General features: G+C 67.7%; 21 protein-coding genes. 11 read left to right on the plus strand and 10 right to left on the minus strand.

The window, feature by feature from the left end; all coding sequences use genetic code 11:
- The 4 genes from uraH (FV220_RS14220) to uraD all read left to right on the plus strand — a co-directional run.
- Positions 1 to 478: hydroxyisourate hydrolase (uraH, locus tag FV220_RS14220; protein WP_147832114.1), on the plus strand; the 478-nt coding region annotated here is incomplete at its 5' end.
- 51 nt (positions 479 to 529) lie between these two features.
- Positions 530 to 883 carry a hydroxyisourate hydrolase gene (uraH, locus tag FV220_RS14225; RefSeq protein ID WP_147832116.1) on the plus strand — a complete coding sequence of 118 codons (354 nt, stop codon included), beginning with the start codon at positions 530 to 532 and terminating at the stop codon, positions 881 to 883.
- Between the two features lie 133 nt (positions 884 to 1,016).
- Positions 1,017 to 2,396: an MFS transporter gene (locus tag FV220_RS14230; RefSeq protein WP_147832118.1), complete on the plus strand. Its 1,380-nt coding sequence runs from the start codon at positions 1,017 to 1,019 to the stop codon at positions 2,394 to 2,396.
- A gap of 165 nt (positions 2,397 to 2,561) precedes the next feature.
- Positions 2,562 to 3,080, plus strand: a complete 519-nt coding sequence (gene uraD / locus FV220_RS14235; protein ID WP_147832138.1) for a 2-oxo-4-hydroxy-4-carboxy-5-ureidoimidazoline decarboxylase — start codon at positions 2,562 to 2,564, stop codon at positions 3,078 to 3,080.
- Positions 3,081 to 3,128: 48 nt separating this feature from the next.
- Here the strand turns inward: uraD and FV220_RS14240 are convergent, their stop codons facing one another.
- Positions 3,129 to 4,634, minus strand: a complete 1,506-nt coding sequence (locus FV220_RS14240) for a calcium-binding protein (RefSeq protein WP_147832120.1) — start codon at positions 4,632 to 4,634, stop codon at positions 3,129 to 3,131.
- Positions 4,635 to 4,892: 258 nt separating this feature from the next.
- Between FV220_RS14240 and FV220_RS14245 the strand changes: the two genes are divergently transcribed.
- Positions 4,893 to 6,593: a lysine--tRNA ligase gene (locus tag FV220_RS14245; RefSeq protein ID WP_147832121.1), complete on the plus strand. Its 1,701-nt coding sequence runs from the start codon at positions 4,893 to 4,895 to the stop codon at positions 6,591 to 6,593.
- Between the two features lie 16 nt (positions 6,594 to 6,609).
- Here the strand turns inward: FV220_RS14245 and FV220_RS14250 are convergent, their stop codons facing one another.
- From FV220_RS14250 to FV220_RS14290, 9 genes are all read right to left on the minus strand, one after another.
- A complete protein-coding gene (locus FV220_RS14250; protein WP_147832123.1) occupies positions 6,610 to 6,927 on the minus strand; it encodes a type II toxin-antitoxin system RelE/ParE family toxin in 318 nt (105 codons plus the stop codon).
- Positions 6,924 to 7,175 carry a type II toxin-antitoxin system ParD family antitoxin gene (locus FV220_RS14255; protein ID WP_056163567.1) on the minus strand — a complete coding sequence of 84 codons (252 nt, stop codon included), beginning with the start codon at positions 7,173 to 7,175 and terminating at the stop codon, positions 6,924 to 6,926. Before FV220_RS14255 ends, FV220_RS14250 begins: the two co-directional genes overlap by 4 nt.
- Positions 7,176 to 7,291: 116 nt before the next feature.
- On the minus strand, positions 7,292 to 8,152 hold the full coding sequence (locus FV220_RS14260; protein WP_147832125.1) for an SDR family oxidoreductase: 861 nt from the start codon (positions 8,150 to 8,152) through the stop codon (positions 7,292 to 7,294).
- Positions 8,153 to 8,198: 46 nt separating this feature from the next.
- Positions 8,199 to 8,378, minus strand: coding sequence for a DUF1328 domain-containing protein (locus FV220_RS14265; protein WP_018044058.1), 180 nt, complete (start codon positions 8,376 to 8,378; stop codon positions 8,199 to 8,201).
- Positions 8,379 to 8,426: 48 nt separating this feature from the next.
- The gene (locus FV220_RS14270) at positions 8,427 to 9,797 is read right to left on the minus strand and encodes a chloride channel protein (RefSeq protein WP_147832127.1); all 1,371 of its coding nucleotides are present in this window, start codon (positions 9,795 to 9,797) and stop codon (positions 8,427 to 8,429) included.
- Between the two features lie 272 nt (positions 9,798 to 10,069).
- The gene (locus FV220_RS14275) at positions 10,070 to 11,488 is read right to left on the minus strand and encodes a deoxyribodipyrimidine photo-lyase (RefSeq protein ID WP_147832129.1); all 1,419 of its coding nucleotides are present in this window, start codon (positions 11,486 to 11,488) and stop codon (positions 10,070 to 10,072) included.
- Positions 11,489 to 11,927: 439 nt separating this feature from the next.
- A complete protein-coding gene (dctP, locus tag FV220_RS14280) occupies positions 11,928 to 13,025 on the minus strand; it encodes a TRAP transporter substrate-binding protein DctP (RefSeq protein WP_147832131.1) in 1,098 nt (365 codons plus the stop codon).
- Between the two features lie 121 nt (positions 13,026 to 13,146).
- Complete coding sequence (locus tag FV220_RS14285; RefSeq protein WP_238253713.1) at positions 13,147 to 14,313, minus strand: branched-chain amino acid ABC transporter substrate-binding protein; 1,167 nt, start codon at positions 14,311 to 14,313, stop codon at positions 13,147 to 13,149.
- Positions 14,314 to 14,515: 202 nt separating this feature from the next.
- The gene (locus tag FV220_RS14290) at positions 14,516 to 15,685 is read right to left on the minus strand and encodes a polysaccharide biosynthesis/export family protein (RefSeq protein ID WP_056142397.1); all 1,170 of its coding nucleotides are present in this window, start codon (positions 15,683 to 15,685) and stop codon (positions 14,516 to 14,518) included.
- A 371-nt stretch (positions 15,686 to 16,056) separates the two neighbouring features.
- Here FV220_RS14290 and FV220_RS14295 point away from each other — a divergent pair, with 371 nt between their 5' ends.
- The 6 genes from FV220_RS14295 to cysE all read left to right on the plus strand — a co-directional run bounded on the left by FV220_RS14295 (position 16,057) and on the right by cysE (position 22,264).
- Positions 16,057 to 17,277 (plus strand): alpha/beta hydrolase, encoded by a 1,221-nt coding sequence (locus FV220_RS14295; protein ID WP_147832142.1) that lies wholly within the window; start codon positions 16,057 to 16,059, stop codon positions 17,275 to 17,277.
- Between the two features lie 41 nt (positions 17,278 to 17,318).
- On the plus strand, positions 17,319 to 17,831 hold the full coding sequence (locus FV220_RS14300; RefSeq protein WP_147832144.1) for a gluconokinase: 513 nt from the start codon (positions 17,319 to 17,321) through the stop codon (positions 17,829 to 17,831).
- Complete coding sequence (locus FV220_RS14305; protein WP_147832146.1) at positions 17,831 to 18,655, plus strand: Cof-type HAD-IIB family hydrolase; 825 nt, start codon at positions 17,831 to 17,833, stop codon at positions 18,653 to 18,655. Before FV220_RS14300 ends, FV220_RS14305 begins: the two co-directional genes overlap by 1 nt.
- A 227-nt stretch (positions 18,656 to 18,882) precedes the next feature.
- Positions 18,883 to 19,794, plus strand: coding sequence for a transglycosylase SLT domain-containing protein (locus FV220_RS14310; protein ID WP_147832133.1), 912 nt, complete (start codon positions 18,883 to 18,885; stop codon positions 19,792 to 19,794).
- Between the two features lie 435 nt (positions 19,795 to 20,229).
- Positions 20,230 to 21,186 (plus strand): helix-turn-helix transcriptional regulator, encoded by a 957-nt coding sequence (locus FV220_RS14315; RefSeq protein ID WP_081612664.1) that lies wholly within the window; start codon positions 20,230 to 20,232, stop codon positions 21,184 to 21,186.
- A gap of 217 nt (positions 21,187 to 21,403) precedes the next feature.
- Positions 21,404 to 22,264: a serine O-acetyltransferase gene (gene cysE, locus FV220_RS14320; protein WP_018044046.1), complete on the plus strand. Its 861-nt coding sequence runs from the start codon at positions 21,404 to 21,406 to the stop codon at positions 22,262 to 22,264.
- Positions 22,265 to 22,370: the final 106 nt, after the last annotated feature.

Here is a 22,370-nt window from a genome sequence, read left to right on the forward strand (position 1 = left end):
CGCCGGACTCGGTCTCGGCGGCACGGTCGCCGCCACCGGCACGGTGCTGGCCCAGGGCGCGCCCGCCCCGGCTCCTGCACAGCCGGGCGCCCTGACCACCGGCCCGACGATGCAATCGGGCCTCGGCCCACGCCTCACCATGCACGCCATCGACAATTTCCACGGCACACCGGGCGCGGGCATGGTCTGCGACCTCTCCGTGCGCGATGGCGACACCTACCGGCCGCTCAAGACGATCACGACGGGAGCCAACGGCCGCTCGCCCGAGCCGCTCCTCATCGACGACGCCCTGAAGACCGGGCGCTACGAGTTGCTGATGCATGTGGAGGAATACTTCGCCCGGATCGGCGTGGCGCTGCCGAGCCCGAACTTCCTCGGCCTCGTGCCGATCCGCTTCCACATCCGCGACGCGAGCCAGCGCTACCACCTGCCGATCCTGTTCACGCCCTGGGGCTACTCGTATTATCGCGGCAGCTGAGAGCCCCGACCGTCCGCAACCGCTTACCCACGACACGATCCGAGAGACCCGATGGCCGGCATCACGACACATATCCTCGACTCGGAGCGCGGGCGCCCCGCGCCCGGCGTGCGCATCGACTTCTCGGTGATGGAGGAGGGGCGCTGGCGCCTCGTGAAGAGTGTCGTCACCAATGCCGACGGGCGCACCGACTCACCGATCCTGCCGGCGGCCGAGGCGAAGATCGGCCAGTACCAGCTCGAATTCTTCATCGACGGCTACCTCAAGAGCCGGCCCGGGTTAAGCGAGGCGGACATCTTCGTGGACAACCCGGTGGTGCGGTTCGCGGTCTTCGACCCCAAGCAGCATTACCACGTGCCGATGCTGTGCACGCCCGGCAATTGCACGACCTATCGCGGGAGCTGACCGCCGCCGGAAACGGGCCGAGATTTACGGCCCGATCAGGAATCGGATTGCATAAGAGGAGGGTTCATCTCGTCTTGGCGCTTCAGTGAGAGTTTCATCGACGCCGATGACGCGACCAGCTTCGGGGCGATCCATGGCGATCCGGTCACATCCAGCTCATCGTGCGTCACCGGTCGGCCAGAACCCGGCGCTCGACGCGGCCTACCACCGGATTACCTGGCGCCTGCTGCCGTTCCTGATGATGCTCTGGATCCTGTCCTGGATCGACCGGGTCAATATCGGCTTCGCCAAGCTGCAGATGCTGTCCGATCTCAAGTTCAGTGAGACGGTCTACGGTATCGGGGCGGGCATCTTCTTCATCGGCTACTTCCTGTGCGAGGTGCCGAGCAACCTGCTTCTGGAACATGTCGGCGCCCGCAAGACCATCGCGCGGATCACGCTCCTCTGGGGCGCATGCTGCGTGGCGATGATGTTCGTCACCACGCCGGCCTTCTTCTACGTGCTGCGCTTCCTGCTGGGGGTGTTCGAGGCCGGTTTCTTCCCCGGTGTGGTCCTGTACCTCACCTACTGGTATCCAAGCGCACGGCGCGCGAGGGTGCTCGGCCTCTTCATGTCGGCCGCGGCGATCGCCGGGGTGATCGGCGGGCCGCTGGCCGGTGCGATCCTCACCGGCCTGGACGGCGTGAATGGCTGGGACGGCTGGCAATGGGTGTTCCTGCTGGAGGGTATCCCGTCGATCCTCGCAGGGCTCGTCACCATCTTCTTCCTCGGCAACGTTCTCACCGACCGCCCCGCCAAGGCCGACTGGCTGACGCCTGAGCAGCGGGCGCTGATCGAAGCCGACCTCGCACGCGACGCCGAGGCCCTCGGCCCACGGGAACACCGCATCCTCGCCTCCCTGAAGAATGTCCGGGTCTGGCAGTGCATCGCGATCTACTTCTGCCTCGTCACGGGGTACTCGGCGCTGATCTTCTTCGGGCCGAGCGTGGTGCATGATGCCGGTTATACCGACCCTCTCACCATCGGCTGGATCATGTCGGCGGCCTTCCTGTTCGGCGGTATCGGGATGGTGCTCAACGGGCGTCATTCCGATCGAACCGGAGAGGTGCGCCTGCATTGCGGCATACCGGCGATGATCGGGGCGCTGGCCATCGCCCTCGTCGGGTTCCTCGTCCCGGCCAGCCCGGCTCTGGCGATGCTGGCGCTCGCCGTGGCGATCGTCGGCACGATGAGCGCGATCCCCGTCTTCTGGCAGATTCCCGGGCGGTTCCTGGCGGGCTCCGCCGCCGCGGCCGGCTTCGCCCTGATCAACTCGATGGCCAACCTCGCGGGCTTCGGCGCTCCGGCGGTGATGGGCTATCTGCGCGAGAATACCGGCTCGGCCTCCGCCGGCCTGTGGCTGATCGCGGCCTTCCAGCTCGCGACGATCGTGCTGATCCTCGCCTTCGTCCCGCCCGCCACCCCGGCCGGCGAGCGCCGGGGCACCACCGGCGCCGCGCCCGAGCCGGCCTGAACCGCCACGGCCGCGTCTCGAAAGGGCTGCCCCCGTGGGCGATGCGGAGATCGCCGTGGACAAGAGGTGGCGGGGTTCGCCATGGTCGATGCCAGGGAGCATGATCCCGCGCCGATGCCCGTGCACGCCCGGTCGTCGTACGGATTATCGCTGGAGTTGAAGCCTTTGTCGGATCTGGCCGCCATCCACCGTCTCGACCGGGACGCCTTCGTCGCCCTGCTCGGCGGGGTGTTCGAACACGCGGCCTGGGTCGCCGAGGCGGTGGCGCCGGCCCGCCCCTTCGCCAGCGTGGCCGAGTTGCACGCCGCGATGATGGACGCGGTGCGCCATGCGCCGGAGGCGCAGCGCCTCGCCTTCCTCAACGGCCACCCGGAACTCGCCGGCCCCGAGGCACGGGCGCGGGCGATGACGGCCGACTCTGCGAGCGAGCAGGGCAGCGCCGGCCTCGACCACCTCCCGCCCGAGGATGCGGCGGCCTTCGACCGCCTGAACGCCGCCTACCGGGAGAGGTTCGGTTTCCCCTTCATCATCGCCGTGCGAGGCCGCAGCCGGGCCGAGATCCTCGCGGTGTTCGAGGCTCGGCTTCGACGGGAGCGGGCCGAGGAGGAGGCCACCGCCCTCGACGAGATCGGCGCGATCACGCATATGCGCCTGGACATCCTGATCGCCGGGACGGGCGACTGAGAGCGCATCGGGGCTCCCGACACGGAACCCGCCGACTCGCGAACCCGCTCAGATGATGAAATCCGCTTCGCCGAGCGCCGAAGCGGCGACGTCGTGCAGGATGATGCGGTGGTCGATGCCGGTGTAGTTCGCGAAGGTGACGAGGGTGTCGTCTCCGCCGTGGACCGACGTGATCACGACATCGTCGAAATTCGTCGTCAGCGGCACCACGTTCAGCTTGTCCCTGCCGAGCTCGAACTCGTGGATTTCAGTGCGGCCCTTGTCCGACCGGAAGATGAACTGGTCCTTACCCACACCACCGAGGACGGTGTTGTCGCCGCTCCAGGCGTCGATCCGGTCGCCACCGCTTCCCGCCCTGATGCGATCGTCCCCGGCGGTGCCGACGATCTTGTCGTGATCGCCCGCGACGCTCTGCGAGATGATCGACGTTCCGAGAGTGACATCCCTCATGTCGATGGACCCGTCGCTGCGAACGGCCACCTTCTCGAAGCCCGAGAAGGTCTCGTCGCTGAGATGGATCGTCTCGAGATACGGGTTCACCTCCACGATCAGGACGTCCCGTCCCGCGCCACCGTCGACCTCGACGGGCGTGGACGAGACGATCAGGCGGTCGTTGCCGTTGTTGCCATAGAGCCTGTCGGCGCCGCCATTGCCGTCGAGGGTGTTGTCCTTGCCGTCGCCCGCGAGCCGGTCGCCGTAGAGGCTGCCCGTCACGTTGGCGATGTCGTAGAGCGTGTCCTCGTTCGCATCGCCGCCGCTGACCTGATAGTTGCGGAAGAGATCGATCGTGACCCCGGACGAGGAATGCTCGTAGCTCGCGGTGTCGATCCCGCCGCCGCCGCGGATCGCGTCCGCGCCCGCGCCGCCTTCGATGAGATCGTCGCCGCCGCCGCCATCGATGCTGTCATCCCCGGCGCCACCGTCGACGGCATCGCCGCCGCCGCCACCGCCGATGACGTCCTTCCCAGCGCCGCCCTCGATACGATTGGCGCGGCCGTCTCCCGTGAGCACATCGCCGAAGCGGGTGCCGCGTACGTTCGCGATGCTCGACAGAGTATCCTCGTCGCCGGTGGGAACGGTGTAGGCCCGGGAATCCTCCAGATACACCTCGATGCTGTATTGGGCGTGCTCGTAGCTCACCGTATCGGAGCCAGTGCCACCCTTGATGACGTTGTCGCCCTCGCCGCCCTCGAACACGTCGTTGCCGCCGCCGCCGCGGAGGGTGTCGTCGCCGCTTCCGCCCCGGAGCACATCCCCGAACGTGCCACCGGTCAGGCTCAGCGATGCCGTGTTGTCGGACAGGTCGAGGAAGACCGCGTAACGGTCGCTCGTAAGGGCGGCGTAGCCCCCCGGGACGGGCCGCGCGGCATCGGTGAAGGTCGCGCCGCCATCGTCGAGGGCGCCGGTGTCGTTCAGGATGAAGTGGCCCTGACCGTCGGGGCCGAAGGCGTGGCTGCTGGCCGGCCCGGCATAGGAGGCGAGGGGGTTGCGATCCAGGCGGATGGTCTTGGCGGAATCGTAGTCGTCGTCGAGGGTGAAGGAAACGGATGCCATCGGGGTCGCCTTTCCGCTGCATATGCCGGGATCGGGCCGCGGCACGGCTCCCGCCCGTCTCGATCGTCGCCAGGGTCAGGGATGCCCGCTTGCATAAGGCGCCGAGGATTAAAGCCGGGTTTCACGCGAAGTCCGCTCCCGCCTCGCCTTGCCTCGCCCCTCCGCGTTGACCCTCCCTGGCCCGCTCCCTAGGGTGCCGGGCCGCATCCGGCCGGTTGCGGCCTTCCTGTTTCTCCTCACAGAACTGACGCTGTTCCCATGTCCCCCCCGCCTGCTTCGTCTCCCCTCACCCTCGACCCCGCCCTTGTGGAAGCCGCCGCCAGCGCGGCCGCATGGCCGTTCGAGGAGGCGCGCAAGCTCGTGGCGCGGCTGGAGCGCAAGCCGAAATCGGAAGTGCTGTTCGAGACCGGATACGGGCCGTCGGGCCTGCCGCATATCGGCACGTTCGGCGAGGTGGCACGCACCTCCATGGTGCGCCACGCCTTCCGCGTGCTCACCAACGACAGCGTGCCGACCCGCCTCATCGCCTTCTCGGACGACATGGACGGCCTGCGCAAGGTGCCGGACAACGTGCCGAACAAGGAGATCCTGATCCCGGCGCTGAACCAGCCGCTCACCCGCGTGCCCGATCCGTTCGGCACGCATGACAGCTTCGGCGCCCACAACAATGCCGAGCTGCGCCGCTTCCTCGACGCGTTCGGGTTCGATTACGAGTTCCGCTCTGCCACGGAATGCTACAAGGCCGGCCTGTTCGACACGGCCCTGCTCACGGTGCTCGACCGCTACGAGGCCGTGATGGCGATCATGCTGCCGTCGCTCCGGGCCGAGCGTTCGGCGAGCTACTCGCCGTTCCTGCCGCTGCACCCGGAGACCGGGGAGGTGATGCAGGTTTCCATCGACGAGGTGCGGGTCTCCGCCGGCACCCTGGTCTGGCGCGATCCGAAGACCGGCACCGCCTACGAGACCCCGGTCACCGGCGGCCACGCCAAGCTGCAATGGAAGCCCGATTGGGCCATGCGCTGGGTGGCGCTCGGCGTCGATTACGAGATGGCCGGCAAGGACCTGATCGATTCGGTGAAGCTGTCGGGCGAGATCGCCCGCGCGCTGGGCGGCGAACCGCCGGAGGGATTCAACTACGAGCTCTTCCTCGACAAGGAGGGCAAGAAGATCTCGAAGTCGAAGGGCAACGGCCTGTCCATCGATGATTGGCTCGTCTACGGCACCGCCGACAGTCTCGCCCTGTTCATGTACAACAAGCCGCGCGAGGCCAAGCGCCTGTTCGTGGAGATGATCCCGCGTCAGGTCGACGATTACCTGAACTTCCTCGAGAAGTTCCCCGGCCAGGAGCCGGCGCAGCAGCTCGGCAACCCGGTCTGGCACCTGCATGCGGGCCATCCGCCGGCGGCAGAAGCCGTGGGCAAGGGCGGCTCGTTGAACTTCGCCATGCTCCTCAACCTCGCGGCGGTGGCCAATACCGAGGATCCGGCGGTGCTGTGGGGCTTCATCCGCCGCTACGACCCGGAGATCGGGCCGCGGACCCATCCGGTCCTCGACAAGCTCGTGGGCCATGCGCTCGCCTATTTCCGCGATCTGGTGCGTCCGGCCAAGACCTACCGGACGGCGACGGAGGAGGAGAGGGCGGCGCTGGCCGACCTGTCGCGGACGCTGGACGCCCACAAGGGCTCCACCGATCCGGAGGGGCTGCAGGCCGTGGTCTACGAGGTCGGGCGGCGGCACTTCCCCGACCTCTCCGGCAAGGCCAAGAGCCCGGACGGACGGCCCGGCGTGTCGCAGGCTTGGTTCACCACCATCTACAACGTGCTGTTCGGCGAGGCACGCGGACCGCGCTTCGGCTCGTTCATCGCGCTCTACGGCGTGGCGGAGACGCAGGCGCTGATCGAGAAGGCCCTGTCCGGCGCGTTCGTGCCGGCCTCGTCCGAGACAGCCTCTCTCGCATGAACCTCGACCTCACCGATCATTCGCTGGTAGGATGATCGGTGAGGTGAGGACCGGGATCCCGGCTGGAATGCAGGATCGCGACGATTTCCACCGTTCCGGCATCATAGCGGAAGAAGATCACGTAATTTTCGCAAGGAAAGCTGCGGAGGTTGCTGTGCAATTCCGGACGTGCCCGACCGAGCCGCCCCGGGAGCGTCGCCAATCGATGGCATTGCCGGCGAAGTCGCGCAACGAATCCCTGCGCGGTGGCGAGGCTGCCACTCCTTTCCGTGACGTGGACGAGGATATCGACGAGGTTTGTTCCCGCGAAGGCGAGGAACCGAACCTTGCTCACTCCCCATAGCCCAGAGCCTTGAGTTCCGCGCTCTTTGCCGCGAGCGCGGCATCGATCTCATCCTCGCTCGCGTCGCCACCTGCCTCAACGGCCTCGCTCAAGGTCCGACGCAGGGCCTGGAGTTTCGCCTCGCGCTCTTCGACGAGGCGAAGGCCTTCGCGAACCACCTCGCTCGCCGAGCCATAGCGGCCATCCTGCACGATGCGGGAGATGAACCCTTCCCACCGGTCGCCAACAGATACGTTCATGCCATCCTCGCCTCTCAATCGACGCGACGAATAACATAGACAGTGCATTTTTTGATATAGAAACGGATTCAGAAGGGGCCGACATCAGGCGATCCCACCGGCGGGCGGCCGTCGCCCTATTCCGCCCGTCCGAGCTGCCGCAGGCTCAACGCCCAGACCCGTTCCTGAAGCGCCTGATCGCGTCCGTGGCGAGAAGTCGGGACGGGACGGCATTTCGAAAAGTACAGGCCGCTGACGCCCGCCACCTCCGGCGAGGTCGCCAGATGCAGGGAGGTCGCCGCCCCATCGGCCGGGTTGCCGAGGAAGGGCCGGATCAGCGACCAACTGACGCCGAACCATCCTCCGGTGCCGCCGGCGAACCCGCTGGCGATCACGCCGGGATGGAGCGAATTCACGGTGACACCCGTGCCGGCGAGGCGACGGGCGAGGGCGGCGGTGAACAGCACGTTGCCGAGCTTGGCCTGGGAATAGGCCTTCAGCGCGCCGTAGCGGCGCGCCCCGTCGATGTCCTCGAGATCGATCCGGCCGCGTTTATGCGCCATCGAGGCGACGTTGACGATGCGGGCCGGCGCGCTCGCCTTCATCAGGTCGAGGAGGTCCAGGGTCAGTTGCATGTAGGCGAGATGGTCGAGCGCCCAGGTCCGCTCCAGGCCATCGACTGTCACGTGCCGGGCATCGAAGATGGCGCCGGCATTGTTCAACAGCACGTCGAGGCGCGGGTAGAGCGCCCGCACCTCTGCGGCGAGACGCCGGATTTCCCCCTGTGAGGACAGGTCGGCGAGGAACACGTCGATGACGGCCGCCCGCACCGCGTCGCGGATGCGGGACGCCGCCGCGTCGGTGCGGCCGGCATCCCGGCCGACGATCCCCACACGGGCCCCCGCCCGTGCCAGGCCCAGGGCCGTCTCGTAGCCGATGCCCGAGGTGGCGCCGGTCACGAGACAGATCTTGCCGGGGATGGATGCGGCGTTCGCCATGGACGTCACGAACTCCCGCAGGCCCGGCTACCGATCGGATGACCGTTTAGAAGACCGCCTGACCGACAGCCAGGGCGAGCACCACGATCACGATGGCGATCACCAGGAACACACCGAACAGGATGCGCGACAGGGAGCGCGCGCCCGAGGCGATGCCGGTGAAGCCGAGGCCGCCCGCCAGGAGCGAGATGACGAAACAGATGAGGGCCCATTTGAGAAGGGTCATACGCGCAAAACTCCAGCGTGCGGAACGACCGATAACCCTCCTGTCGGGTCAAGCGTTCCGCTCAAGCTTGTGCGGCGTCGCGATGACGGGCGCGGCACTGGATTCGGCCTTCTCCAGGATGGTGGCGGCCAGCGCGTGATAGAGCCCTTCGCGGCAGATCAGCTTGGAGACCGCATCGGCGATGAGGGCGGTGACCATGAGTGGGATCATCATCGCATGGTCCTGGGTCATCTCGGTGACGATGACGAAGGCGGTGATCGGCGCCTGCAGGGTACCGGTGAGGTAGGCGGTCATGCCGATGAGCACGAGGGCGCCGATGGGCACGTCCGCGAACAGGCCATGCAGCCAGACGCCCATCCCCGCCCCGACGCTGAGGGAGGGGGCGAACAGGCCGCCGGGTATGCCGCTGATGGAGGAGAACACCGTCGCGAGGAATTTCAGCGGAGCATAGGCCGGATGCCCGGTATCGGTGCCGTGGAGCATGGCGCGGGCCTCCTCGTAGCCGGTGCCGTAGACCGTGCCGCCGGAGGCGAGGCCGCAGAGGGCGACGCCGAGCCCGCAGAGGGCACCGAAGACGATGGGGTGGCGGCGGATGGCGGCGCCGATCCGGCCGGGCAGTCCCCTGGCGAAGAGGAGGGTGACGCGGCCGAACAGGCCGCCCGCGATACCCCCGACCACGCCGAGGATCGCAACGGCGAGCCATCCCGGCCCGAAGGGCAGGGCGGCCTTGGTGGTGCCGAAATAGGTGTAGTCGCCCTGGATCGCCAGCGCGGTCAGTCCGGCCGCGATGACGGTGGCGACGATGAGGCCGCTGGTGCGCGCCTCGTAGGTCCGGCTCAGTTCCTCGATGCCGAAGACGATGCCGGCGATGGGCGTGTTGAAGGCGGCGGCGACTCCCGCCGCGCCACCGGCGAGGATGACACCCGGCAGGCGCTCCGCGTCGAGCCGGCCGACAGCCGCCATGATCGCGGCCCCCACCTGGACCGTCGGCCCCTCGCGCCCCGTCGAGGCGCCGCAGACGAGGCCGAGGGTCATGACCAGGATCTTGCCGAACGCGGTCTTCAGGGAGACCAGGGCGTTGCGGATCGCCGGATCCTCCGTATGGCGCGCGGCGATCACCTGGGGGATCCCCGAGCCTTGCGAATTCGGAAATACCCGGATGGCGAGCAGGATCGCGATGGCGAAGCCGAGCGGCGTCAGAACCAGGGCGACGAGGGGGGAGGGCGAGACGATCCAGCGGAACGCCTCGTGCGCCCAATCCGCGAGCTTGGCCATCGCCACGGCGGCGAGCCCGACGCAGAGGCCCCCGAACAGGAACAGCAGGCGCTGCCGCCACAGGGGCGCCGCATCGGAGGCCGCGCCGCGCCAGCGGTCCAGTCGCCTGCGCGGCGGAGGGGAGGCGGGATCGGGGTCAAGCATGATCGCCGGCCTCAGCGGGCGATCGATCGTCGGATGGGCGACACGTCCGTGAACCGACCCCGTCTTTCCGGGGCTGCGCGGCAGAGCCCGGATTCCAGAACCAGAGGTCGATCGTCATTCTGCTCCACCGGCGGTTCTGGATTCCGGGCTCATCGACGGCGCTCCGGAAGGGCGGGAAGGACTATGAGCGTGTAGGGCGCTTGTGCCGGTACGAACTCAAAACTTGAGGACACTCGCCAAGCAAGGCCCGCGACGCAAGGCGCATACCGCCCTCAGCTCTTCTTGCCCGATGTCTTTCCCGCCTTCTCCTCGGCTTGGCAGAGTTCGCGGACGGTCTTGAGATAGGCTTTGGCGTCGAACTTCCGGAGCGAGTTCTCGCTCTGGTAGCGCACCGTCCCGAAGATCGGACGGCGCGCCCAGGGACGGTCGTGCAGGCCGTAGACCCAGGCGACATTGGTGAAGGAATTGGCGTCGCGCCCGTCGAGGAAGTAGCGGTTGTTGAGGCGCAGGGTGCGCTGGAACCCTTCCTCCGCACTCGGGGACCATTCGAGGATCTTCTTGCCCCAGTACATGCGCAGGTGGTTGTGCATGTAGCCGGTCACCCGCATCTCGGCCTGGGCGGCGTTCCAGTATTCGTCGTGGGTCTTGCCCTCGGCGAGCTCGGCCTCGGTGTAGAGCGTGGGCCGCTCGTCATCGGCGTGTTCGGCCAGGGCCTTGCGCGCCCAATCCGGCACCGCGTGCTCGAAACTGTCGTAGCGCTCCGTGTAGTTGACATGGTTCATGGCGAGCTCCCGCCGCACCACCAGTTCCTCGAGATAGGAGGCCTTGTCCTCCGACGCCCCCGCCTTCGAGGCCCGTACCGCCAGGGCGATCTCCACCGGCGAGATCTGCCCGAAATGCAGGTAGGGGCTCATATGCGAGGCGGCCCCCGCTTCGGGCCGGTTGCGGTCGCTGCCATAAGAGCGGAACGGCCCGGCGAGATAGGCCTTGAGGCGCCGGCGCGCTTCCGTCTCGCCACCGGTGAAGCGCGTCACCGGGGCGACCTCGCGGTCGAGGCTCATCCCCGCCAGCACGTCCTCGGAGTCCGAGACGTCGATCTCGCTCTTCGGCAGGCCGCGCCCGGCCTTGTGCTTCACGGCACGGGGTTTGAGCTCCTCCACATACTCGTCGAGGAGCTTCAGGATCTTGGGACGAAGGGTACGGGCCGCGTATTCGTGCTTCGGGGAGGCGGCCTCCACCGGAACCACCACGTCTCCCTCCACCTGGACGACGCGGGTCTTCACCGCCTCCACGATCTCCCCGTACCAGCGCTTCTGGATGGCGAGGTAGCCCCGGTCGAGGACGAGGAGGGCCGCCTTGGCCGAGAGGTCGATGGCGATCTCGGCCGGCGAGGCCTTGCGCATCACGAAATGGATGCCGCGCGCCTCCAGCCCTGCCTTCGCGTCGGCGAGTCCCTGCAGCAGGAAGGCGTAGTGGCGCGCATTGGCTTCGGGAAACCCGTTGGCCCCGTCGAGAAGTCCGAAGCAGACGACGACGGGAAGGCCGAGCCGGTTGGCCTCCTCGATGGCCAGTTCGAGCGCCGGGTTGAAATGGGCCCGGTTCGCCTGCTGCAGCAGATAGAGGACGTAGGATCCGTCTTCATCCGGTTCGAAGTCGTTCAGTTCTCGAACCCGCTTCGCCTGTATCGCCATCGTGTGAGACCGCCCCGCCACCGTCGAAGTTTATGCCCCCGCCAGGCGGGAATCAGGAATTATCAATCTCGCAAGCTGGCCGTCAGGGAGACGGCTGCACTAGAATTCGCGATCGCGCGGGCAATGCAGATGGGGCGTCTCCCATCGCGGTCATTGCCTCCGGAGGCGGCGGGGTGAGGAAAGACTGATCTGACCTTGCCCCGCGACATTTTCGACACATAAGAATTAGGAAGTGCGGCGTCACACGAAAACGCATGGCGCCGTTGCACGAACGACCTTGCAATTCCGTGCGGGACGATCAGATTGTGCATTGCGGGAACGCGATGGCGTCGCGGTCCTGCTGCCCTTCTTGGGCGTTTCCTCCCTAGACTTCGGGCCGCTCTTCGGAGCGGCCTTTTTTCTGTCCGCAGCCCTTCATCACCCGTCGGCCACGCAGTGCTCATCCCCGAGCGCGCGCTCGGATCATGAAATTGTCGTAGGTGTACTCCGCCACCTGGAACCAGAGGTACTCCTCGTTCCGGAACGTCTTCATCGCCTCGTAGATGCGCTTGAAATCGGCGTTCTTGGCCGAGATCTCGGCATGGACATCGTTGGAATGCTTCAGGGCCGTCTCCATGACGTCCTGGGGGAAGGGCCGCAGCTGTGCACCGGCGGCCACCAGACGGCGCAGGGCGCGGGGGTTGCGCGCATCGTATTTCGCCAGGACCTCGGCATGGGCCTGCGCGGCTGCGGCCTGTAGGATCGCGCGATAGGCCTTCGGCAGGGCCTTCCACGCCTCGGCGCCGATCCAGAAATGCAGCATCGCGCTACCCTCCCAGAAGCCGGGGTAATGGTAGGTCGGCGCCACCTTCTGCAATCCGAGCTTCTCGTCGTCGTAGGGGCCGATCCATTCTGCCGCATCGAGGGCCTTCGATTCGAGGCCGGCATAGATCTCCGGCCCGGGCGTCGTCTGGGGCACCGCGCCGAACTTCGCCAGAACCTGACCACCGAGACCCGCGATGCGGATCTTCATGCCCTGGAGGTCGGCGGCGCTCTTCACCTCGCGGCGGAACCAGCCGCCCATCTGGGCACCGGTATTGCCGCCGGGAAGGCTCACGAGACCGTGCTTGGCGAAGACCTCCGCGAACAGGTCGGCCGCGCCGCCCTGGAGCCACCATGCATTCTGGCCGCGGGCATTGAGGCCGAAGGGAAGGGCGGAGGCGAGAGCGAAGGTCGGGTCCTTGCCGCTGCCGAGGGTGGCCGGCGCATGCCCCATCTCCACCGTCGCGGCCGACACCGCGTCGATCACGCCCTCGGCCGGCACCGGCTCGCCCGGCGGAAGCACCTGGATCTGGAAACGACCATCCGTCGCCTCGGCCACGAGACGCGCGAGCGTCTCCGGCGCACCGAACAGGACATCGAGGGATTTCGGGTAGTGGGAGGCCAGCCGCCAGCGCGTCTCGGGCATCGTCTCGGCTCTGGCCGCCCCCATCGACAGGGCGGCGGCACCGCCCAATCCGGCGGCGAGCAGGCTGCGGCGCGCTGGGTGTGAGGCCATGACAACTCGCTTCAAAAACTCGCTTCCCCCGTATCCCGATCCGTTCACGAACGGGGCAGGAGGCAAATCGATCCGATATTCCTTCGGGCGCCGTCGTTTCCGCTTCGCTGGCCGGTTTCCGTCAGGGAGGAGGCGCGTAGGTGAAGGTCCCGTCCTTCCAGACATAGAGCACGTAGCCCTGTGCGGTGACGTCGCCCTTGCCGTCGAAGCCGACCGAACCGAGGACGAGGTCGAACCGCTCCGTGTGCAGGGCGGAGGCGATGCGGCGCGCATCCGTGCTGCGGGCGAAGTTCCCCGCCTCCACCAGGGCCTGGAGAGCGGCGTAGCCATAGATCGTCGAGCCCTCCACGTCGCCGCCCTGCGCCTTGAGCGCCTGGACCACGGCGGCCGCCTCCGGCTTGCGGCGCGGATCGAGGTAGAAGGTCATCAGCACGCCGTTGCTGGCCGGTCCCGCCGCGGTGGCGAAATCCTGCGTGGCGATGGCGGAGGTGCCGAACCATTGCGGCCGGAAGCCCCGCTCGGCCGAGATCCGCACGAGGCGGCCCATCTCCTGGGCGTCCCCGCCATAATAGGCCACCGCGATCCCCGCCTCCTTCAGCCGGTCGGCGAGGGCCGCATCGTCCGCGTCGCTGGCGACGAAGGCGGTCGCCAGGGCTTCGTTGATGCCGATCCGGTTGAGATTGTCCTTGGTGGCGGCGGCGAGCGCCCGGGAGCCGGGGCTCTGGTCGTTGAGGATGGCGATCTTCTTGTCGCGGAAGCGCTCGGCCAGCACCGTGGCCGAGAGCTTGGCCTGATCGTCGTCGCGCCCGCAGACCCGGAACACGTTCTGCAGGCCGCGATCGGTGAGCTTGGCGGCGACGGACGCCGCGGTGACCATGGTCATGCCGTTGGCGGCATAGACTTCCGAGGCCGCCAGCGAGGCGTTGGAACAGACATGGCCCACGACGAGGCGCACATCGCTCGCGGCATAGTGCTTGGCGACTCCCACGGCCTTGTTGGAATCGCAGGCATCGTCCTGGACATCGAGCTGGATGGTCTGGCCGGCGAGGCCGCCCTTGGCGTTGGCGTCCCGCACGGCGGCGCGGACCCCGCGAAGGACCTGCTCGCCGACGGCGACATACGCGCCCGATTGCGGCACCGCCACGCCGACCGTGACATCGGCTCGGGCGGAGGAAACGACGGAGAAGACGATCAGGAACCCGGAAGCGAGCTTGCTCGGCGCGCCGCCCGTCCGCCCCGGCAGGGACCTCCGAACGCCCCCGCTCGCCGGCCCGAAGAAGCGGGCCACCCGTCTCATCCTCATGTCGCCCCGCCCCAACGCCCGTCCGGCCCACTGAAAGACAAGCGAGCCCCGCGAGTGACCCCAGGCCCTCGTGGCATCGCGGATGCCGTGCGGCAAGGCCAGCGAGAACGCAAGTCCCCCGGCCCTTCGGCCCGACCCGGCGGCTCCATCGAAGGGCCTATCCCGATCCGTGAGGATCGGGACGGCTTCAGTCAAACGCGCTGCCCACGCGGACGCCGGTCGTGATCGGCTGAGACGCGGCGGCGAAGACGGACAGGACCTTCTTGATCTCGGTGAACGGCGCATTCGAGACGTAGATCATGTCACGGTTGCGCATGCGGAAGGCCTGGGTGAGGAACAGGCTGTTCGGATCGCGCATGTCGACCCGGTAGACCACGGGGACCAGCGGCGTTCCGAGGAGGGGACTTCCCGGCTTCAGGCGACGGACCACCGCCGCCGGCTCGAAGCGGAAGATGAAGGTCCCGGTCGGATCGGCATCGGCGTCGCGCTGACCGCGCGCCTTGGCCAGCGCCTGCGCCAGGGTGATGCCCTCGGCCTGGAACGGGATTTCGGTCGCCTGCCCCAGCGCGCCCACCGCCAGGAAGGTCTGGGGATCGCGCACCAGGGTGAGGTTGTCGTTGGGGCGCAGGTAGATGTTTTCCTTGGGGTTCGACACCACGGTGGTCAGTGGCACCGTCGCCGTCGTGCCGCCCCGCGACAGGCGCACGAAGGTCTCGTTGACGGGCGTCTTGACCCCGCCCGCGGTGGCGATGACGTCGAGGATGCGATCGCCCTGGGTGCCGAGCGGGACGCGGGCGCCGCCGATGGATTCACCACCGACCGTCACCGATTGCGAGACCGGCCGGGTCACGGTGACGATCACCTGAGGCTGGATGGCCTTGCCGGCGAGCTCGGTCTCGATCAGTGACTGGACGTCCTGCGTCCGCCGTCCGGCCACCTGGATCCGGCCGGCATAGGGCACCGAGATTGCGCCGTCGCGCGAGACGATCTGCTCGGGCAGCTGTGCCGCCTTCGAGCCGGCGGAGAACGAATTGACCGTGAGCGGGCCGGAGAACAGGCCGCCCGAACCGGCTTCGAACACCGAAACGGAGACGGCGTCGCCGACGCCGATCACGGATTCGGCCGGAGCGCGACGATCGCCGAAGGATGCGAACAGGCTATCGAGGGAGCGCCCGCGCAGGGCCTCGACCACGGCGGAGTTCATGTCGATGAGTTCGTAGCGGGCGAAGGTCCCCTCGCTCGTCGCCTGATCCGCGCCGTCGACGACGGCCGAGGTCGACGGACCGGCGGCGGGCAGGAAGGCGCCGCATCCCGACACCGAAAGCGTGGTGATAAGGACGATAGGCAGAGTGCGCATGCAGTTTCGCCTGTCGGTTTCTCTCATCCGCTGCCTAAACCAAAGCCTTGTCACTGTCCGTGGCGGGTTGGACACAGTGCCGTCCCGTCGGGACGCGTGCAACGGATCGTCCCCGATACCCACATGCCGGCCTTCTGGACTTGCCGTCGTGGCTCCGCAACGGACGACGTACGGGGCTAATTGGCCGCATCCGCCTCGTCTTGCTGCCGAAATCGCTCGACGCTGGGCGGATCGGCATGCGAATTTCCCGACTTACGAGCAGGGGGCACCTGCGAGGACAGCCGAGCAGGATGCCTTTGTCTGACACGATCCCCGACCGCCCTCCCGGAGCGCGCGCCGCACGGACCCACGATGACGGCGCACGAGGCCCGGTGCGGCGCCGGCACGTCTTCTATGTGCCGGGCTACGATCCGGAAGGGCGCACCCGCTACCGCATGCTGTTCGTGCGGGAGCTGACGCTCCATGCCAAGAGGTTCGGTGAGCCCAAGCGCCGCCCCGGACGCGCGGTCATGGGAGCGGACGGGCTTTCCCAGCGCTGGACCGTGGCCGCCGAACCGGAGGTCGGCGGAGCGGAGACGAGCTACGACGTCCTGCTCTGGGACGACATCGTGCTCAAGGACTTCGCCCGCTGGCGCATCGTCAGCGTCCTCTTGCTGTTCGCCGGCAGCCTCCAGGCCATCGTCTCGGGCATGGCGGTCAAGTTCTACCGGCTGAACTGGAAATACGGCAACGTCATCCTCTACCCGCTCGGCCTCATCCTCCTCCTCACCCTCGTGAGCGGCCTGATCGCGCATCAGATCCATGCTCATCTGGGCGACGGGTTCGGGCACAGCATGCAATGGCCGGCCTGGGTGACGGTGCCGCTGGGCCTCGTGGCCGGCCTCGTCTGGATCAAGTCCCTCGATGTGCTGCTGGAACGCGCGTTCTTCTGGCAATTGCTCAACGACTGGGTCTTCAACTGGCAGCACGGCCAAGGCTGGCGGCGCGACTACGAAACCCGCGTCGACGCCTTCGCCGCCCTGGTGGTGGACCGCCTCGCGGCATTCCGGACAGAGGGCACCGAACTCGACGAAGTGCTCATCCTCGGCCATTCGACCGGCGCGCTCACGGCGGTGGAAGTCGCCGCCCGCGTGCTCGCCGCCGATCCGGTGATCGGCACGGGAACGACGGCCTTCTCCTTGCTGACCCTCGGCTCGGGCCTGCCCATCGTAGCATTGCAGAAGGAGGCGCGCCGGGTGCAATCGGACATCGCGAGCCTTGTCGTTTCGGAGCGGATCGTCTGGGTCGATTATTATGCTCCCCAGGACTGGATGAACTTTCCCGATTTCGATCCGGTGGAGCGCCTCCCCCTCGACCTCGGCGGCCGCCCCCCGCGCAACCCGCTGGTGCGCTCGGCCAAGTTCCGTGAGATCATCGACCCGGAGACCTACCTCAAGGTGCGATGGCGGCCGTTCCGGATGCATTTCCAGTTTCTCTTCGCCAACGATCGTCGCGGCGAGTACGATTTCTTCGCCATGGCGCTCGGTCCACAGCGCCTGGGGGAGCGGGTGACCGGACCCCGGATCGGCACCGCCACGGCGACCGGGCCTTGAGCGCGGAACCGGAGACGGGGCTGCCCCGAATCATCATCGTGATGGGCGTCTCGGGCTCGGGCAAGAGCACGGTCGCCGGCTTGCTGGCCGAGCGCCTCGGGTGGGATTTCGTCGATGGCGACGCTTTCCACAGCCCGGAACACGTGGCCAGGATGCGGGACGGCCACGCCCTCGACGATGCCGACCGCGCCCCCTGGCTGGCGGCGATGGCGGCCTGGATCGGCACCCGCCTCGAGACCGGCGAGCCGGGCGTTCTCGCCTGCTCGGCCCTGAAGCGGGCCTATCGCGATGCGCTCGTCCAGGGGCGGGCGGGCATCCGCATCGTCTATCTCGACGGCGACCGCGACCTGATCGCGGCCCGCATCGCCTGCCGGACCGGCCACTTCATGCCGGCCGCCCTCCTCGACAGCCAATTCGCCACGCTCGAACCGCCGCGTCCGGAGGAGGGGGCGCTGGCGGTGCCGATCGTCGGCAGCGCGGAGGCCATCGTGGCAACGATCCTGGACCGATCGGGTTTGCAGCCCGACGATCCCGTCAGACAGGACACAGCATGATGGCGGACCCTCCCTCCGGCGACCGGACGATCGCCTTCGTGATCTCCGACGTGGACGGAACCCTCGTCACCTCCGACAAGAGCCTGACACAGCGCAGCCGGGATGCGGTCCGGCGGCTCGACGCGGCCGGTATCGGCTTCACCATCGCGTCCGCCCGGCCGCCGATGGGGCTCACCTCGCTGATCGCCGACCTCGGCCTGCGTCATCCGATCGGCGCCTTCAACGGCAGCACCCTGCTCGCCCCGGATGGGCACATCCTCGCCGAACATCTCATCCCGGAAGAGACGGCCCGGCAGGCCGTGCGGCTCCTCGACGGGTTCGGTCTCGATATCTGGGTTTTCGCGCGGGGGCAGTGGAACCTGCGCGACCCCCATGGGCCCTACACCGATCTCGAACGCCGGACCCTCCAAGCCGAGCCCACCCGTGTCGAGGATCTCGGCCCCCTCCTCGTGGGCGCATCGAAGATCGTCGGCGTCAGTGCCGATACCGATCATCTGGCCGCATGTGAGAACCGGGTCGCCGAGGCGCTGGGACACGGCGCCGACGTCCATCGCTCGCAGGCCTATTATCTCGACGTGACGCCGTACGGGCGGGGCAAGGGGACGTTCGTCGACGAGATCGCCCGTCGCCTCGGGATTCCCCGCGCGCGGATCGCGACCCTGGGCGACGCCGCCAACGACATGGCGATGTTCGCGCGCAGCGGGTTCTCGGTGGCCATGGGCAATGCGACGGAGGCCGTGAAACGGGCCGCGTCGGCGGTCACGTCAGGAAATGACGACGACGGGTTCGCAAATGCGGTGGATGAATTTCTCTTGACGCGTTGACGGGCAAACTCCGCCGATCCTCGTCCCGTACAGCCCAGCTCCTTGGCATCGTTCGCGAATCTTTCGGACCGATGCGCGGGCTCGCGTTCCGCGCCTGTGCCATGTGCGCCACAGCACGCGGAGAAACGGCTCCGCTTCCCCGCAATCATGGCAGTGGAGCCGCCTTCCGGCCTCAATTGGCCTCGACCCTGAGCGTCAGATCAAGAACGACGCCACCGGGTTTCCGAATGAATCAGCGCCTTCTGCTCCTCGCCGTGGTTGCGGCCGTCCTGCCGGGTCCCGTTCTCGGCCAGGGAACCCCGGCCCGCGACAACATCGATGCGCTGATCGAGGAGCAGGCAAAGGCAAACGGCGTCCCGGCGAGCTTCGTCCACCAGGTCGTCAAGCGGGAAAGCAACTACAATCCCAATGCGAAGGGCGGCAGCGCCCTCGGCCTGATGCAGATCAAGCATGCGACCGCACGCGGCATGGGATATCGCGGGGATGCGGCGGGTCTCTACGATCCGAAGATCAATCTCCGCTATGGCATTGCCTATCTCGCCGGCGCCTATCGCACCGCCAAGGGCAACACCCACCAAGCCTATACGTATTACAACCGGGGCTATTACTACGCCGGCAAGCGCCAGGGCACCCTGGTCGCCGGCCTCGAGGACACCACGGCCGCCTCGCCGCAATCGAGCGCGGCCTTCAGCGACGTGTTCACCCGTGGCTTCGGCACGCAGCGCAAGGCGCAGCCCGATGCGAACGTCACCGCTGCCGGAACGGCCCTGGCCTATGCTCCGAGCCTGACCACACCGCCTGTGCCGACCGAGCTGGTGGAAGTCCCGCTGCCGCCGCGCCGCCCGGCCGCCTTGTCCGGCCTCGCGCCCGCCGTGGCGGAGATCGGCCCCGCCCATGCGCCGGCCATGCCCCCCCAGGCCACGGCTTTGGCCGCCCTGTCGGTCAATCCGGCAATGCCGCAGCCCGCCGCCGTTACGGCCGCCGCCGAATTCTCCGTGACGGAGAAAGTGGAAGTGCCGCTGCCGCCGCGTCGTCCCTCGGCCATCGTCCTCGCCTCGGTCGGCCGGCCGATCGTGGCCAAGAAGGCGCCGACACCCGGTACGATCATGGAAGCCTCGGCTCTTCCGCCGAGCCAGTAGGGTTCCCAAGGGTCCTCTGCACCCGACGCATCGCCTCACCGGGCCGGTCGATCCTCCCCACCCGAACCGGCTGTGTGTCTCAGACCCAGACAAGCGAATATCGTTTTTCGAAACCACGCCACGCAAAAGCTCCCTCGGCCACGCTGATTGCGGCAAAGCCAACACATGTTTCGCTTGCGTATGACGCAAGCCCACATCACATGGTGCAGTGCGGCATTCAGAGACCACGGTCTTGCAAGATCGGGCTTCCAACGTGAAGCGTGAAGTGCAAGTCTTGGACATCAAGCCCAACGCCGACGATAGTGAAGCGTAGTCGCGAGCCTGATCTTGGTCGAACGACCATGGAACAAAGGACCGCGACCGGCGCTCGGGAGCCCGCTGCAATCGATCTCGCCAGCACGAACTTCGTGCCGAGTGAGGATCGCGTGGCGGGATATGGTGAGGTCATCAGCCTCCGGGACGGTCAGGTCCGGGACGCGAACACGGAAGACGGACGACGGCATGGCCGGCGCGGCTGAACAAGAATCGATTTTCCTGGCCGAACTCGGTCGGCGTGTCAGGCACGCGCGGACGGTGCGTGGCCTTTCACGAAAACTCCTCTCCCAGACCTCGGGGCTGTCGGAGCGCTACATCGCCCAGCTCGAGAGCGGGCAGGGCAACGTCTCGATCATCCTGCTGCGCCGAGTGGCGGATGCGATGGGCGTGCGGCTCGACGACATGATCACCGTGCAGGACACCCCGCCGGACTGGCACGTGATCCGCGATCTCCTCGCGACCGCATCGGCGGAACAGATCACGCTGGCGAAGGGCATCCTGTCCGGCCACGCCACGGCCAACGGCGAGACCCCGATGCCGCGGGTGGCCCTGGTCGGCCTGCGCGGAGCGGGGAAATCGACCCTCGGCCGCCGGGTAGCCGAACGCCTGGGCTGGACTTTCATCGAGCTCAACGCCGAGATCGAGCGCGAGAATGCGCTGTCCGTGAAGGAGATCTTCGCGATCTATGGCCAGGAGGGGTATCGCCGCCTCGAACAGGCCGCCCTGCGGCGGCTGACCGAACATCCCGGCCCGATGATTCTCGCCACGAGCGGAGGCATCGTCGCCGAGCCCCTGACATACGACCTCCTCCTCCAGGCCTTCTTCACGGTCTGGCTTCGGGCCAAGCCCGAGGAGCACATGCAGCGCGTGCGCGACCAGGGAAAACTCGCCACCACGGGGGATCATGCCTCGGCCATGCAGGAGCTGCGCGCCGTGCTACTCAGCCGCGAGCCGCTCTATGCCCGTGCCCCGGCGGTGGTGGACACATCCGACGTCGCCTTGGAAGAGATGATCGACCGGCTCGCCGCCGTGATCGACGCGCGTTTCGGATCGGCGGATTACCGGCGCAGTGCCTGACCGGCCATCGGTACGGGCGAGAACCCCTTGATACCGGGGATGCCTTTCCCCACGCTATGGGGAGAGCCCGAGGGAACGGAGTGCTCCGTCCGCCCTTGACCTCGGGGGAGAGCGTTCTCCCGTATCGGTTCCCGGCAAGGCCGTCCGCGCCTGGACGAGGGGATCCAGCCGTCCGGGCCGCGCCGTTCGCCTCAGATTCCGCATTGCGGAGGAGTCCATGTCCGCCAGCCCACTCTCGAATCCCGCGATCGGACACGAATCCATCGCCGGGACCGTCGATCCGGTCTGGTCGCGCCTGCGCGGCGAGGCCGAAGCCGTGGTTCGCGAGGAGCCTCAACTCGCCTCGTTCATCGTGGCGACCATCCTCAACCAGGCGACGCTCGAAGCCGCCGTGTCCCACCGCGTCGCCGCGCGTCTCGGCCATCCCTCGCTGCCGGCGGAACTCGTGGCGCATGGCTTCCACGAGGCCATCGCCGCCGATCCACGCATCGGTGACAGCTTCCGCGCCGATATCGGGGCCGTGCTGGATCGCGACCCCGCGGCGGCGCGGGCCATCGAACCCGTCCTGTACTTCAAGGGCTTCCACGCCATCCAGGCCCATCGTCTCGCGCACTGGTACTGGACCAGCGGGCGCCGCGACCTCGCGCTCTACCTGCAGAGCCGCTCGTCCGAGGTCTTTCAGACCGACATTCATCCGGCCGCCCGCATCGGGCGTGGCATCTTCCTCGATCACGCCACCGGGGTCGTCGTCGGCTCCACCGCCGTCATCGAGGACGACGTCTCGATCCTACATGCCGTCACCCTCGGCGGCACCGGAAAGCAGGGCAGCGACCGCCACCCCAAGATCCGCCGCGGCGTCATGATCGGTGCCGGTGCCAAGATCCTGGGCAACATCGAAGTGGGCGAGTATGCCCGCGTTGCCGCAGGCTCCGTGGTCCTGCGCCCGGTTCCGGCCCATACCACGGTGGTGGGCGTGCCCGCCCGCGTGGTCGGCACCGCCGGCTGCGCCGAACCGGCCCGCGCCATGGACCAGTTCGTCAATATCGACCAGTTCATCCACATGGCCGAAGGCATATGAACCCGTCCGCCCGCGCTTGCCCGGCGCGAAGCGGCATGGCAAGCGGTGCCCATCCCGAGGCGCTGGACCGCTCGAACCGGTCCCGCCTCCACCGACCACCGACGAA

Origin of the sequence: Methylobacterium sp. WL19, assembly GCF_008040005.1 — a bacterium.
Classification (GTDB): domain Bacteria; phylum Pseudomonadota; class Alphaproteobacteria; order Rhizobiales; family Beijerinckiaceae; genus Methylobacterium; species Methylobacterium bullatum.